The sequence below is a fragment of the Pseudomonas sp. Sample_11 genome (genome assembly GCF_004307505.1).
Taxonomy (GTDB): domain Bacteria; phylum Pseudomonadota; class Gammaproteobacteria; order Pseudomonadales; family Pseudomonadaceae; genus Aquipseudomonas; species Aquipseudomonas atacamensis.
In genome coordinates, this window is the sequence record NZ_RCOD01000049.1 from 159718 (window position 1) to 174505 (window position 14788).

Annotated in this window: 16 protein-coding genes; 15 read left to right on the plus strand and 1 reads right to left on the minus strand. The window is 52.7% G+C overall.

Annotation, left to right across the window (positions count from 1 at the left end):
• Nucleotides 1–378 precede the first annotated feature (378 nt).
• From D8U60_RS27650 to D8U60_RS13475, 13 genes are all read left to right on the plus strand, one after another.
• On the plus strand, nt 379–903 hold the full coding sequence (locus D8U60_RS27650) for a tetratricopeptide repeat protein (RefSeq protein ID WP_177435466.1): 525 nt from the start codon (nt 379–381) through the stop codon (nt 901–903).
• Nucleotides 903–1493: a hypothetical protein gene (locus D8U60_RS13420; protein WP_130900281.1), complete on the plus strand. Its 591-nt coding sequence runs from the start codon at nt 903–905 to the stop codon at nt 1491–1493. Before D8U60_RS27650 ends, D8U60_RS13420 begins: the two co-directional genes overlap by 1 nt.
• Nucleotides 1494–1670: 177 nt before the next feature.
• The gene (locus D8U60_RS13425; protein ID WP_177435467.1) at nt 1671–2594 is read left to right on the plus strand and encodes a hypothetical protein; all 924 of its coding nucleotides are present in this window, start codon (nt 1671–1673) and stop codon (nt 2592–2594) included.
• A gap of 38 nt (nt 2595–2632) precedes the next feature.
• A complete protein-coding gene (locus D8U60_RS13430) occupies nt 2633–3094 on the plus strand; it encodes a hypothetical protein (RefSeq protein WP_130900283.1) in 462 nt (153 codons plus the stop codon).
• A 20-nt stretch (nt 3095–3114) separates the two neighbouring features.
• Nucleotides 3115–4479 (plus strand): lysozyme inhibitor LprI family protein, encoded by a 1365-nt coding sequence (locus D8U60_RS13435; protein WP_130900354.1) that lies wholly within the window; start codon nt 3115–3117, stop codon nt 4477–4479.
• Nucleotides 4480–4619: 140 nt separating this feature from the next.
• Nucleotides 4620–5108 carry a cell division protein gene (locus D8U60_RS13440; RefSeq protein ID WP_130900284.1) on the plus strand — a complete coding sequence of 163 codons (489 nt, stop codon included), beginning with the start codon at nt 4620–4622 and terminating at the stop codon, nt 5106–5108.
• Nucleotides 5101–5853 (plus strand): hypothetical protein, encoded by a 753-nt coding sequence (locus D8U60_RS13445; protein ID WP_241663540.1) that lies wholly within the window; start codon nt 5101–5103, stop codon nt 5851–5853. The genes D8U60_RS13440 and D8U60_RS13445 overlap by 8 nt, the downstream gene beginning before the upstream one ends.
• A gap of 88 nt (nt 5854–5941) precedes the next feature.
• A complete protein-coding gene (locus D8U60_RS13450) occupies nt 5942–6397 on the plus strand; it encodes a hypothetical protein (RefSeq protein ID WP_130900356.1) in 456 nt (151 codons plus the stop codon).
• 4 nt (nt 6398–6401) lie between these two features.
• On the plus strand, nt 6402–6947 hold the full coding sequence (locus D8U60_RS13455) for a hypothetical protein (protein WP_130900285.1): 546 nt from the start codon (nt 6402–6404) through the stop codon (nt 6945–6947).
• A complete protein-coding gene (locus tag D8U60_RS13460; protein ID WP_130900286.1) occupies nt 6934–7782 on the plus strand; it encodes a tetratricopeptide repeat protein in 849 nt (282 codons plus the stop codon). The genes D8U60_RS13455 and D8U60_RS13460 overlap by 14 nt, the downstream gene beginning before the upstream one ends.
• Nucleotides 7779–8534 carry a lysozyme inhibitor LprI family protein gene (locus tag D8U60_RS13465; protein ID WP_130900287.1) on the plus strand — a complete coding sequence of 252 codons (756 nt, stop codon included), beginning with the start codon at nt 7779–7781 and terminating at the stop codon, nt 8532–8534. The genes D8U60_RS13460 and D8U60_RS13465 overlap by 4 nt, the downstream gene beginning before the upstream one ends.
• 71 nt (nt 8535–8605) lie before the next feature.
• On the plus strand, nt 8606–9577 hold the full coding sequence (locus tag D8U60_RS13470; protein WP_223630434.1) for a hypothetical protein: 972 nt from the start codon (nt 8606–8608) through the stop codon (nt 9575–9577).
• Between the two features lie 78 nt (nt 9578–9655).
• On the plus strand, nt 9656–10744 hold the full coding sequence (locus D8U60_RS13475) for a hypothetical protein (protein ID WP_236248973.1): 1089 nt from the start codon (nt 9656–9658) through the stop codon (nt 10742–10744).
• A 62-nt stretch (nt 10745–10806) separates the two neighbouring features.
• Here the strand turns inward: D8U60_RS13475 and D8U60_RS13480 are convergent, their stop codons facing one another.
• Nucleotides 10807–11169: a DUF6124 family protein gene (locus tag D8U60_RS13480; protein WP_130900288.1), complete on the minus strand. Its 363-nt coding sequence runs from the start codon at nt 11167–11169 to the stop codon at nt 10807–10809.
• Between the two features lie 433 nt (nt 11170–11602).
• Here D8U60_RS13480 and D8U60_RS13485 point away from each other — a divergent pair, with 433 nt between their 5' ends.
• Together D8U60_RS13485 and D8U60_RS13490 are read left to right on the plus strand one after the other, a co-directional pair.
• Nucleotides 11603–11986 (plus strand): hypothetical protein, encoded by a 384-nt coding sequence (locus tag D8U60_RS13485; RefSeq protein ID WP_007920327.1) that lies wholly within the window; start codon nt 11603–11605, stop codon nt 11984–11986.
• A gap of 187 nt (nt 11987–12173) precedes the next feature.
• Nucleotides 12174–14741 carry a hypothetical protein gene (locus tag D8U60_RS13490; RefSeq protein WP_130900289.1) on the plus strand — a complete coding sequence of 856 codons (2568 nt, stop codon included), beginning with the start codon at nt 12174–12176 and terminating at the stop codon, nt 14739–14741.
• The last annotated feature ends 47 nt before the right edge of the window (nt 14742–14788 follow it).

The window sequence follows — 14788 nt, forward strand, 5'->3', positions numbered from 1 at the left end:
CGCAGTATAGCTTTAGATGGAACTCTGCGCAGAAAGATTGGATTCTATATAAAAAATCCACATGGGTTGAACCTAGTAGAGATGAGAAATATACCTTGGGTGGTGAGAAGGTACCAATTGAAGCATTGTTTCCGCATCAGTTTGATGTTCAGCGTATAGCGTGTCGCACGCTGTTTTCTCAGTTCTCTGAAAATGGGCCTAATTTTAGCTCTTTGAATGATGAGGGTCAGCTTTAAGAAGTCAGGAAAGGTTTTAAATATATCCTTGGTAAGCTTCCTCAGGGCGAAAAAGGAGAGTTGTTTTATGGGGTCGATGATGGCGGCAATAAAGTAAGAGCGAGCATTCCCCAAGAGCTGGTTTTATGAGCTGACTTTGATAGTGTCCGATGAAAATGTCGGGCCGCTAAATGATTATGTCTATTATTTGTGTCGTAACAAAAATAGCGTTTTAGCTGCTATGCTTTTGAAGGAGGTTCATAAAAAATTCCCGGAGAGAGTCGTTGCAATATTGAATTTGGCAGATGCGTATTGGGATATAGGTATGAAGTCCGACGCGTGTCCGATTTATAAAGAATATATCGCTAAAATGACAAAAAACGGAAAGGATGGACGCATTCCACAGTCGGCTAAATCTCGAGAAAATGTAGTTGATACGACCCATAATAGGGGTGGGAACAGATCACGTTTTAGTAATTCTCAGAAAAACGTGGTTTGTCCCGTTTTTTTCATGAATTTTGGTAGTCCAATTCATGATGTAACTAAAATCAACAAAGTAAACGGAATAATTGCCCGCAACCAAGCGTATACCAACGCTTTGGTGGTTTTAACTGAGCAGATGAACTTTCCAGACGCTACTGGAAAAATTAGTGAGCTCCCAGATCCGTTTAAGGCGAGGAGACAGTGATGAAGGTTTGGTTGATTGTTTTGGTTCTTTCATTTTCGTCTATCTCGTTCGCTAATGAAGCAAATGTGAAATCGTCGGTCATATTTGCAGATCTCGATGTGTGCAAATTTAAAATGAATAATTTGTACGGAGGTGATTATGAGGTGGATAAGGAAGAAGTGCCTGCGCTCTTATTTTATTCGAAAGTTATTAAGCCTAATTCTAGGCGGCCGATAGAAGTCGATTTGAAATTTCGATGTGTGGATCCCGCCGATGCCCAAACTTTTGCTAACTTTTCGGGTGGGAAAATGACTGACAAAGGATGGGTCATGAGTTTGGATCCAGATGTTGCGGCTGACACGTCCATGCATAATACTTTTTATGTATTAAAAGGGAAGAACTGGGAAGGTCCAGCGATATCTCAGGACGTTACAAATGGTGAAGAGGAGGACCGAACGCGTGGGTTTGGATTTTGCATCCCCCATGGATCTGCTGCACTTTGTGGAGGTGGAAATGTGGCCTACTTGAATGATCTAAATGGCTCTGCGTTGAAGGAGGTCATTAAGATGGTTGAAACTATTGAGTTTGTTGAGGGAGGCTCTAAGGTATAGGAAGGATGTGTTTTCATCTGAGTTTATTAATAATCAAAGGGGGCGGATTTATTTATCCGTTTGCTTTATCGTTGAGCCAAAATAAATCTGTCCCCTTTGTTGTCCATTTTTATTTTCAGCGGCTAAACAATACGCCGAAGCGCGAATAGTTGCACTTGAGGGGACCTTGGAATGAGGGTGGGAGCTTTTTTAGTTTTCGCGCTCCTAGCGTCAGTGGTCAATGCGAGCTCTAGCTGCGAGGCTGACCTGAATGGGGATGGAATCTGCGATCCGTATGGTGTTAGACCACTTGAGGATGACGGTACAATTTCGCGAATTACTATAGATATTGGTGGGGGTAACAAGTCAGTTTCGGGGATTTTTGAACTTGGAGACGGTGGGTTATCTGTAGGTTATCTACCAGGTGAGTTTTCGTTGTTGCTGGATTTTTATACTCGTGATACTGATCTTACGCAGTATAGTTTTAAATGGAATTCTGCGCGGAAAGACTGGGTTCTCTATAAAAAATCTACTTGGGCGGAACCTAGTAGAAATGAAAAATATACCTTGGGTGGTGAGAAGGTACCAGTTGAAGCACTATTTTCGCAAAAGTTTAATGTTCAGCGTGTGGCGTGTTGCACCCTGTTTTCTCAGTTCTCCGAAAATGGGCCCGATTTTAGCTATTTGAGTAATGAGGATCAGCTTGCAGAAATCAGGAAAGACTTCAAATATATTCTTGGTAAGCTTCCTCAGGGCGAAAAAGGAGAATTGTTTTATGGGCTCGATGATAGCGGTAACAAGGTAAGGAGGAGTATTCCTCAAGAGCTGGTGTATGAGCTAACGTTGATAATTTCCAATGATAATGTAGGGCCTCTAAATGACTATGCTTATTATTTGTATCGTAGCAAAAACAATGTTTTAGCTGCTTTGCTTTTGAGGGGGATTCATAAAAAGTTTCCGAAGAGAGTCGTTGCAATATTGAATTTGGCAGATGCTTATTGGGATATCGGAATGAAGTCCGACGCATGTCCGCTTTATAAGGAATACATCGCTAAAATGACAACGAACGGAAAGGGTGAACGTATTCCACAGGCAGCGAAATCTCGAGAAAACTGCAATTGAGACGAGCCGCGTTTCACGGGGAGGAGTAGGGCGAGCACATGCAATTCAAAACTCTAGCGGTATCACTGCTCGGCCTGATGTGGACGATCCCGGCGTTAGCCCAAACCACCACGTTCAGTCCAACCAAAGGCGTTGAAGCGACGCTGATTCTCGAAAGCTCCAAGCTGAACATCGCGGTTAAAAGCGAAACGCACAGCGAGTCGCGGACAATCGATTTCGAAGCCGAAAACGAACTCCACATGCAGTTCGATGACTTCAATTTCGACGGCGCCCAGGATTTCGCGATCTGGCAGCTCGATGACGGCATGGGCACTTACGACTACTACCGAGTGTTTGTTTACCAAGCCAAAACCGGCACGTTCGAAGAGTTGCACCCGGACTGCGGCGATGGCTTCGTTAACCTGCGCGTCGACAAAAAACGTAAAGCGTTGCTCAGCACTTACTGGGGCATGAACGGACCAGATCAATGCATCACCCGATTCACCAAACGCAAGGCCTGAATGACTCAAGGATGAACACAGTGAACCATTTTGTTTTAACCCTGCTGGCCGTTCTGCTGCCTGTTTCAGCGGTCTATGCGCAGGATGACTGCAGCCAGGTCACCTCAAGCCTGGAAATGGTGCCCTGCTCGGAGGCGGCGAAGAAGGCTGCTGATGCGCAGTTGAATGTCAGCTACAAGCAGTTGATGTCGCGGCTTGAGTCTGACTATCGAGCAGATTCGGCGTGGGGTGCGGAGTACGCGGCGAAGGTTAAAGAATCGCAACGTGCGTGGCTGAAATTGCGCGATGCGAATTGCCCTTTGGAGGCATTCGAAATCGAGACGGGGATGCCGGCGCATGTGTTCGCCGTTAACTCATGCATCGCCAGAATGAGTCGTGAGCGTTCGGCGTACCTGGACAAGATTGTCCCTGCTCTTGCATCCGACAAGAACGCTTCGGCGGCTTCCACTAGCGACGCTTGCCCCTCGAAGGAGTTCGCGCCTTTCCTGACTACGTTTTCCGCCAACAGCGAATCACAACGCCGCCTCACTGCAATGACGGTCAAGTCCTTGGTGTTGAAACCGATGGCGGGAAAGGATCGAAGTACCTTTGAGCCTTCGACCTCGGGTGTTAGTGGAACAACGTTCACCTATCCGCTGATGGCTGCAATCACACCCGGCAAGACACCTGGGGTCGAGATCGAAGAGGTCGACGACAGTCACGTCAACGTGGTGGATAAGCGAGCGGGCAACAGCAATATCAAGATCTTCAACTTCTCTCGTCAGGCGTGCTGGGTGCTTGAGGGGATTGAGGATTGGTCGATCAGTGAGAAAGATCTTGTCGCAACAGAGAACCCGGGAATGAGCCGCGCTGAGAACTTCTGTTATCAGCGTGCAGAAGCGTTGGGCGGGCTAGGGTCTCTTGAGCAATACCGGCTGACTGCGGAGTTGATTGAGGCGTCCCTGGAGAATTTTGTGTGTGCTGCAGAGTCGGGTGATGCACAGGCGAGCCTGTCGGCGGCAAGCCTGAGTCTTTCGCAAATGGCATCTCAGTTGGAAACCCCTAAGGTTGAGGCTTTATTCAAAGCGGCTTCGAAAATACCAAAGGGTGCGATGGGCTATGCGACGTTTCTTTGTTCAGGAAACTCCACTGACTATAACGGCCCTTGCCTTCATCCCAAGCAGGCAGAAGAGCAGGTTATTCGGGCGATTACCATGGGCTCCACGGACGCTATGAACTACCTGGCCTCTACCTTTGAGGGTGGGGAGTTAGGAACGAAGGATATATCGCAGGCGTTAGCCTGTTATCAAATGGCGGCTGACAAAGGTGACCAGTTGGGCGTCTTCAACGTGGGGCGATTGGGATCGTCAGCCACGGCGCCGATCAAAGCCAGCCACTGCATTTGAGTTTTGAGGGGCTGTTTGAGGCGGGTTTTGCAAAAGTTTTGTCTGAATCCCTCACGCTAAAACGTTTAACGCTTGAGCATCTGACGACCCCGATTTTCCTTTAAACTCCCCACCCCCAAGGAACGCGCTCAGGACACGGAATGCCAGCCTCTTCTTCCTCGCTTCGTCCAGCGTTGGTGCTTTGGCTATATGCCGCTGCGATCACGCATATCCTCGCCGGTCTTACCCTGACCTGGGCCGGTGACTCCGGCTTGCTCGATGGCTACCTGCAAGTCCTCGAACTGTCGTTCTGGGGTGCCGATGCGGTGCCTGCGGCCGGACACGATCTACAGGTCTGGTGGCTCGCGCTGTTCGGCGCGACGTTGCAAAGTTATTCGCTGTACATGCTCGCACTGGTGCATCTGGGCAATCGCTTGAAAGTCCCGGCAATCTGGGGCTGGTTGATCGCCGGCATCCTGTTATGGGCGCCGCAGGACATGTGGCTCTCGGCGCAACAGCAGGTCTGGTCGCACGTGTGGCTGGATGGTTTTGCGCTGCTCGTATTGTTGCCGCCGCTATTTTGGCTCTATCGACATGACTGTCGGAAAGGCTATCGCGCGACCGAATCGAGCGACCAGAGCCGTGGCTGATGTATCACCGTTGAGTTTCATACAGCCTCGATATCTACGCGGACTGCTCTTTGGTTTTGCCCTCACGCAGGTTAGTCATGCCGTTGCCGACAAGACCGTGTTGATCGGTGATGCTCTCGGTCAATCGCAGGCCGCTCAAGGGCCAGTTACCGCCTTGGTGGTTATGACACCCTGCCGGTTTTCGATGACGCTTACGCAAGATCAATGGCTGCAGTTCAATTCGCCTGATCTGGTATTCGTTGCGACAAAACAACTTCCCAACACATTGAACGCGCCGCACTTGTGGCAGGCACCAAGCTCAAACAGCGCTGAGTGGAATTTCGAAAAGTCAGCGGGTCTGAGCGAGCCATGGTTTGGTGTTATGTGTGAAAGCGCGGGAAGTTTTTCCGCTCTCACTAGTCAGCAGTTGCCGTCCGATGGCGCGATTGAGTTGCAGCTGTTGCGTGAAGCCAACGACCGCAAGTGTCCGGCGACTCTGACTGATCACGGCTGGGGGCCAACGTTGTTGGCGGGGCATCCGCAAACCTACACGTTTGAGTCGCTGAAGGGGGCAAAGTCGTCAGGATTCATCATCGGTTATCACGATGAGAGTCGACGTCTGTTCAGTCGCATCACCTTCTGCCTTATGCATAACGAACAGGTACTGATTGGGTCCGCGGAGTCGGGCTCATCCGCCCCGTTGGCGATAAGCGTTGAAGGATTTGAAGAAATCAAAACAGCAGTGCGGAGCATCGCCTTCGAGTGAGGATGTTGACGATGCATTGCATAGATGGAGCTACAGCGTGAAAGGATTTTCGGTTCTTCTCGGCAGCTTGATATTGGCTGCCGCGTCCATGGCATTCGCTGCCGATCCAGCCTTCAAGGATTACACCGTCACGCCAGTTTTCACCGGCCCCAATCATAAACTGGTGCCGCAAGAAAACAGCAGCCCAATGATGGATCAGGCACGGGTGCAAGCCCTGAAAGGCAAGGTCAACTTCGCCGGCCATTACATCCTGCACAGGCTCGGTTGTGGCGGTAGCGCCATTTGTGGCGAAGTGCTGGAAGCCCAGACCGGTGAAGTGGTTGGCGGTCTGCCGAATGCTTACGACGGCAGCACGTTCGGCATGGTTTACCAGCCCGATAGTCGCTTGATCATCGTGTCCGGCATCACGCTCGACGGCGAAGAAGATGCCCAAGGGAATGCGTTGGAAAGTGGTAACCGGGATCGTTACTACGAGTTTGTGAACAATGAGTTTCGGCTGCTAAGCATGACCGATGTGGAATCGTCGCCGATGGATGAGGAGTGAGTGGATGATCCGTCTTCTCGCGGGCAGTCTTTCTCTGCTGCTCTCTCTGCCAGTTCTCGCCGCGCCTTCGGACGCCTTGACTCAGCGCGATGTCATGCAGTGTGGCGGTGTTGAAGTGGTGTTGGTTTCGTCCTGTCGATCCGTGACAGTGGATGATGCGGAAACCCACGTCATCCCGGTCTGCTCCGACCAGACCATCAATATCGGCGGCAAGGTGCTTCGGCGTGATATCAGCAAAGTTTCACAACTCACTTCCGACGGTGCGAAGACGGAAATGTTGAGCAATGTTGTTGTGGCGGTGGATTGCGTGGAAGGCACCCAGGGCAGCCTTGTTTCGATAGGCGGATATGGCGGCTGCGGTGCCTGTGCGGAGTGGCATGGGTATTACTCGACAGCAGGGCGATTGGAGCAATACAGCTTCGATAATAACCAACGCTTGTTTGGCTCGAAGGGATCTTGGGAAGAGTTGATCAAGGCCTATGGCGTTACGAAGAGACAGCTAATGTCAGAAAGCCCGGCGGCGAAGAGGATCGTCTATGGTCAGCCTTAAGTGGGTAGTGATGATCAGCTGCCTTTTTGCCGCCACAAGCGCTCTTGCCGAGGACCCGCCCATAGTCGGTATCGACGGACACACCGTGACGTTTCGAGCGACAAAATGGACGATGCCCGGTGTGAATTCAGCGACCGCATGGTTCACCGCCAACGGCAAAACCTTCCCGCTCTTCAGTGCCGATGTTGGCGCCGATGGACACCCGGACTGGCTCAGCCCTGACAAGAAAACCTTGTTGCTCGACCCGGTGGTCTTCGGCATGTTGTCGGATGAGAATCAAGAAGAAAAACTCGTGTCGCAACAGCATTGCGATGTGATCTCCATGGAAACCGGTTGCGTGCTGGCCGAGCGTTCCCCTCGTTTTTGTCTCGGCAAATGGGTGGGTAATCAGTGGTTTTCGGAAGATGGCGAAGTCCTCACACCTAGCCTGGAAACGGAGTCCCCGAAGGACTGGTTGAAATATATCTCGACCATCAAAGCTGCGCAGTCCCGCGCAGAGTCCATCGAATCGGGCCTGAACTTTCTAAGTCCAGAGTCCTACATGGCGTGCCATCCCCCGGCGCAAAATGTTCGGGTCTACAACGACCTCGGTTTTTATCTGGCCGAGGGCGGTAGAGATGAGTTGGCGCTGAAGTTTTATCGCGGCGTTGAGGCCGTTGGTAAACGCACAGTGCTGATGCTGAACATGGCTGATTCGCTATGGCGACTTGATCGGCAAGAAGAAGCGCAGCGTTATTACCGCGAGTACCGCGACGCGATGAGTGCCGACGGCAAGGCGCAGAAAATTCCGCAAAGAGTGATTGAGCGAACTGCACATCAGGGAATGAAAAATTGAACAGGATTGTCCGTTTTATCGCATTGCCTCTTGGAACGCTGTGCGCATCAATCGCGCATGCCGAGGACACCTGCAAAGTCATCAACGTGAGCTGGCAATACGATGAGTGCTTGGAGGCCGACCGTAAGAATGCCGACGCACGACTCAATGCCAGCTACAAAAAACTGATGTCGCGTTTTGAGTCCAGCCCCGAACCGGAACTGACCAAGACAAATATGGCCGCTGCCAAAGAGTCGCAACGTGCCTGGATCAAATTGCGTGACACCACCTGCCCCCTTGAAACCACGGCTGTCGCACCCGGTTCGCAGGCTTATTCCCAAGCACTCAATAAGTGCATCACCAGAATGAGTCTGGAGCGTGCCGCCTACCTGGACGCGATTGCGCCTGATGGCCCGAGTGATGTGGTCGATGTGGCCAAGGTTTCTGCATCGGCCTCGCAACGTTTCGGCGATGTGGTAGCTCGCTACGTCACTACGTTTGGCAACCCTTGCCTCAATGTCCAGCTTCTCGCGCCCGATGGCAATTGGCGAGTGCTGGCGTCCAAGCGGTTCTGCAGCTTCGAGGGCAAGTCGTTTTGGGATGGCTATGCCAGTGCGGTGTTTGAGGATCATGCGTTCGCTACTGATTGTTTACACCTGACGCTCAGCTTGTTCGAGCTTCGTGGGGAAAGAGAGAAGCGGCTCGCTTGTGTGATACCGATCCAGAATGAGCAAATCAAAGAGCTGAAGTGCGGCGCACCTGAGTCATCGTAAAACCCTCAGCCTAAACATTTGAAGATTGATTAACAGGGAAGTGAGTGGAATTGGCCAGGCTCTTAAGTTGTATGAGTGCGTTCGGATTCATGGTTGCCTTGTTGGCTCAGCAGGCAATAGCGAGTGACCCACAAACCATCGGTGAGCTGCATCCGCCTGTGATTGCATCGCTCGGTGATCAAAAGATCACAGTGTTCTTTTTGAAGAACAACCTCAAAGGTCAGGTAAAGGAAGGGCATGTTCCTTATGCTGAGATCTTCTACACCTCAATGAACGCCGTGAAGCCTTCGCTGAATTATGTGTGGAAGGTCGAAGGTGAGCAGATCGCCTCGGTGTTCTTCTTCGAGCGCAAATTCCCGGAGCAAGCGGGGAAGTCCATGTTTGTTCTGACAAAACAAAAAGTCTCGCACAGTCAATTCGAAGGTGATTCCTATTCGGTGCTGGAATTGCCTTTGGTGAAGGACGGCGATCAGTTGGCTTTGCGGTTTTTTAGCGGCGACCCGCCAGATCCCGAGCTTCAGAACTGCCTGGACGGTCTGAATCTGGAAGACGATGTTGCGGTCGAGTGTGCTTACAAGGATGCAGCGAGCATTAAGAAACGCCTGGCGGAACTCGATGCGAAGATGATTGCGAATTCAAAACGGGATCAGGGCAATCGCCAGCAGCCAATCAAAACCGATGATGACACGGCCAATGCCACTTGCCCTTCGACCGACTTTTCCGAGTTTCTCACCGCTTTCTCCGAGCGCGCCGACGTGCAGAAAACTTTCGTCCAGCAGCCGCTGAAGATGGTCACGACTGTAGCCGGCGATCCCGAGCCCGAGATGGAAAAGCGCAGCCTCAGCGGCGATCAGCTCAAGTTTCCAATCATTCCGGATCAAGCAAAGCGCGAGGCCCAGGGCCTGACGTTGACCGTCAAGGAACAGCGGGGTGACAAGGCGATCGCGATCCTGCAGAAGCCAGATACCGACTACGTCTTCGAGTATCGGTTTGTCCGTGGACAATGCTGGCAGTTGGAAGAAGTGATGGATTACTCGCTTTAAGACGCAGAAATCTGCGGTGAGGAAAGTTTAATCAGCCCCGTAAATCATAAGCAGGGAGGCAAGTTGAAAAGATTAGTCTTGATCGCGTTATTGCTGTGTTCTTTCTCTGTGGCGGCGGGGCCAATGTTCCCGTCCCTTAAGTCCTGCATGGACGCGGACAGCGGCTGTGCGTTGGCGTTGAAAGAAAACCTTCTGGTGGACGCAAAATCCGGGCAACGTCTCTCCGACGAGGCGGAATCGGCCGGAGCAATGAGTGGTTTCTGGCTGTATCGAGATGGCGAGCGCTACATTCTGGAGAACGAAAACTACTCTCAGGCAAAGACGCGTCGTTGGCTGGTTTTTACTTACAACGGCGGAAAAGTAGTACTCGACGGCGCCTATATTTTTTCCATAGACGTTAATCCGGAGACTGGTCCCTACTGGCACGGTTACGACTGCCGGGGTGATGCTCAGCCGTTGGCAGTACCCACAAAAGAACCCTTCAGTGACGTCGCTTTGGAGGCGTTGTGCGGTGGCGCTGAAGGTTGGGTCGTCTCAGGAAAAGATAAGGCAGTGCCCGTTTCAGCCAAGGGGCTGGCTGTCAGTGTTCCCGTTTACCACGCTCGCAACCGTGATGGTTCAGCGACGTACCTGTTTACTGAAAGCGATGTTCCGGATCTTTCGAAGCTGGTGTGTTTGTCCAATTGCGCCGATGTCACTCAAATATCAGAACGCGTCTCGCAAGAAACAGCGCCATTGAAGGGCAGGCAGGATGGAACGTTGTGTTCAGATGACGAAGACATTTACTTCAGTTGCCCGTTGGAGGGTGGTAAGACGGTTTCCGTTTGTGCACGGGGAAACAGCAAGCCCACGGCCGGTTTTGTTCAGTACCGTTACGGCGTGCCGAGCAAAATAGAGATGATCTATCCGAAGACGGCTTTGCCGCCCAATGGCAAATTCTTTGTCGTGAACGCTTCGGAAGGCAGCGTGAACTTGAACATCATCAAGTTCAAAAACGGTGCTTATACCTACCTCGTTAATCAAGCCTTTCTGAGTTATCTGACGGTGCTCAGGGACGACAAGGCGGTGTTCCGGCAGTATTGCGGTGAGGGAGGGAATGCCTACATAAACCGGGCGGCGCTCCAGGGCTTGGAAGCGCGCCCAAAAAGCGCGGAGGACTTTCGCTAGTTTTTGTTATCGAGATTTAGAAAAGGGGACTTAACGTCCCCTTTTTTCATCCGCTAATCTCGCTAAGGCTTCGCCGCCACGCTTCGCACTTCAATCTGGTCGAGCGTCCCTTCCACCATCAATCTGACCCCGTCCGCCATTCTACTCAATGCCAGTGCCACCGAGCGGCGTGAGCCATCTATGTCGTCCGCAAGGTCCGCAGCGATGACGCTGATGGACAGCAGATCTTCCGAGGCGTTGGCCAAGAGGGCTTCCGCGTCGATGTCCGGGTTCAGGCTGAACAAGCCTTCGCGGCGTGGGGCCGGTGGATCGCCGGGGTTGCCCAAATGGTGATCAAGGGCGCGTTCGGCGGCTTCATGTAGTTTTCTTGAATCGAAGGATTCGTAGGGGGAGGTGTCCTCGGTGCTGGTAGTTGAATTGGTCATCGGTGTAAATCCCTTGGAGTAAGAAGAAATTGCTCCCGAATTCGGACTTGCACATCCGGTCACCGAATAGCCGATGACGCAGAAAGCCTATCGGTGATCTTCAAGCTCGCCTAGTTCACGGACAGCCCCGCACTTCGCAGGAAATTTCCCATGGATTCGCGGGCCGGAAGATCAAAAGATCGCAGGCTTCGCCGGCTCCTACAGGGATGTGTTTCAACAGGTATAGGAAAGGTGAGCGGTGAGACGCGGAGCGTCTCGGGATGCGTTTCCACGCGGAGCGGGGGAACGATCAGGGGTGAACGTAGAATCGTGACTTGGCAGTCATCGTGCGGGAAATGGTCTGCATCCTCTTCCAACAGCTTCAAATACTGGCGTTATCGTCCGAATCCCTTACACTGCCCCGGCCGTTCATTTTCCTTTTGAGGCTGTGCGCATGAAATTTCGTTTTCTTCTGTGGATGATGGGTTTGTTGATGGGTAAGGCCAGCCGGACCAATCCTGCGTTCCAGCAACAGTTGGGCGACAAGGATCTGGTGTTTCAGCTGCAGACGCTGGATGGGAAAGTGGCGCGGCATTTCGTGGTCAAGGATCAGCGCATCACCAGCAAGTCTGGGGTGGTCGCAGAACCGGCGTTTGCGATTGCGTTTAAAGATGCCGGTTATGGCTTTGCGACGATGCAGGCGAAGAACAAGCAGTTGGCGTTTATGCAGGGGATTCAGGACAAGTCGATCCAGCTCAAGGGCAATCCGGCGCTGGTGATGTGGTTTCAGGGGTTGATGAAGTATTTGAAGCCGAGGAAGGCAAAGGCCAAGGCTTGAGATTCTCCTGGTTGGCTCCAAGCGAAGCGCATCGAAGAATGGTGTGCTCGCTGGCTCGCAAGGTTGCTGTTTAGGCCTGTAAAGACAGTCGAACTGTCATTTCTGTCAGGTGCTTCGCTCATCTTCACGATGCTCTACTCAAGTTCTGGTCCCATAAAGGACGCAACGCACTTGATGGAGCAAGAACATGACTCAGGCTCAAGTCTTAACCACCCCAGGTACCCCTGATCCATCTTTCGCCCTGAATGGTTTATTGAAGTTGCCGATACCGGGCATCGCGACCCATGAGGCTGCGGCCGTTTTGGCACTCCCCGACAGGAAGTTGCTGGTCGCCCTTCCTCAGGAAGGAAATGATGCGCCGCTTGCCATCGCACGATTGAACGAAGACGGGACGCTCGACAAGTCCTTCGGAAGTCATGAGACAGGTTTCGTCGAGATATCTTTAGTCAACGCTCGCATCAGCGCCGTGTTTGGGCTCGATGCGTTGCAGGACGGCGGTTGGCTGGTGCGCGTCCAATACTTCACACAGAAGGCCGTCGACGCTGGCCAGGCAATGATCCGCTTGAAAGGCAACGGTGAGCTGGACGATTCGTTCGGCGATAAAGGCGTGAGTTTATTTTCTTTCTACACAATCCCGGGCTCCACGCTTGCGTCGTCGGCAGGGGCGAAGTCAAGTCAAAAGTCCCCCGCTACAAATGCCTCTACCGGCTCTGCAGTTCAGCAGGCCGATGGCAAAATCGTCCTGCTCCATTTCCTCCTGATCGATGAGCCATGGCCATCGCCCGTCGTGATGCGTCTTTTGGCAAACGGCTCGCTCGATCCATCATTTGACGGTGCGGGGTACGTCTTGGTGGATGTTGGTGCCACCTCGAGCACCGCCGGCGCTATCGCTGTTCAAGCCGATGGCAAGGTGCTGGTTTGCGGATCCTTTCAGAATGGTGAGACAGGCTCCGGAGTTTTTCTGGCACGTTTGGACGCAGCGGGGAAGTTGGATAAGGAATTCAACAACGGACAAGCGAAGCTGCTTTTCAACGAGGATGGTGAGCGCTCTCTGAAAGCCATTTCGGTGCGCGAAAGTGATGGCCGGATCGTTGCGGTCGGTGATGCCTGGCAAGAAAACGTCCACGGCGGGTTAGTGGTTGTGCTGACCGCCAGTGGAACGGCCAATCTTGTATTCAATAATGGCCAGCCTCTGTTTTCCCCGTTACTGCCAGACGGGTTGACGTGGTGGCATACATCACAGCTCGACGGTTCGATCATTGTCGTTGGTGCCGGGGATTCAGCGGTAATGACCGCGCGCTTTCTTGCTGACGGCAAACTGGACACGGCCTTCAACGGTATTGGCTATACGCTCTTCGATGACGTCGCGGGGCCAGTGTTTCCTCGGGATCTGGCAATCATGGAGGACGGCCGAATAGTGGTGTCCATGACCCACACCAGCCTTTCTGATCCTTCACGGGTGGATGGCTGGATCACTCGCTATCTCAGCGCAAACCTGACGGGTGGCACGCTTGATTTTGATCCGTCTTTTGGTGACAGCGGCATCGTCAGATTCCCCCTTGGAGGACTGTCTGAGTTTGACGTAAGAGCGCTGCTGGCGCTGCCCGACAACAAGTTGCTGGTGGCTGTCCGTCGACGCAAGGATGGCCTGGAAACGCTGATCGCCCGGCTTCTGGAGAACGGCCAACTGGACCTTGAGTTTGGTGAAGAAAGGACAGGATTCGTCGAAATCTCACTCAAGGACGGTCTATATATGCACTCGATGCTCGAGCTGACGCCGTTCCCGGATGGTGGTTGGCTCGTTCGCGCCGAGTACCAGAGCAATGGGCCTGTTGTTTCTGCTGGGCTGGTTGTTGTGAAACAAGACCAAGACGGGCGGCTGGATCAGGACTTTGCTGACCAGGGTGTGCGTTACCTTCCTTATGCGCAGATGGGCAGCGCGGGACCTACCGGCGACGCTGTTTTGCAGCTGGGCGACAAAATCCTGCTGGTCAGCTCCGTCGAAGACAGCACTGGCCGTTTGAGTGGCATCGTCATGCGGCTCAATCCGGATGGCTTCAACGACATCACATTCAATGGTGCGGGGTTCGCGTTTGTCGAACTCGCTGGCATTGCACACCAGCACAGTTCTGCGCAGGTGGTCGCGCATCAACCTGACGGCGGTGTAGTGGTTGGTGGCAGCTACAGCGGACCCTCTTCGGGCGCTTACGTCATTCGATTCGACGCTAACGGCAAGATCGACAGGTCATTCGGCGAGAGCGGTAACGGCGTCGTGATCATCTCTGGAGAGGACGATATCCACCTGTCCGCCATTTCAATTGTGGATGGCAAAATTGTTCTTGCAGGGTCTGCCGTAAGGGACGGTGCCATGCGTGGAGTGCTTGCGGTCCTCACCTCCAAAGGCTCCCACAATCTCGTATTCAATAACGGTAAACCGTTGTTCTCCGACTTCGTCCCGCAAGGCTTGAGGTGGTTGCACTGTGTGGCGCGACTTGACGGTTCAATCGTCGTCAGCGGCGATACCGGGATCGGAGTCACTGACGATGATCCGAGTGCGATTACGGCGAAGTTTTTGGCGGACGGAACACCAGACCTGTCATTCAACGGCACAGGGTTCAGTATTTTCGACGAGGACGGCGTCCTGGAAGCTCTTCATGACATGGCGGTATTGGCGGACGGCCGAATTGTAGTGGGAGGGTATTTCATTGGAAGCTTCCCGAACCCGCAGGGCTGGGTGATTCGGTACCGCGGTTGATTACGCCAATAATCAACAGTTGGCCGCAACGCACCCGCTCCTGGGGA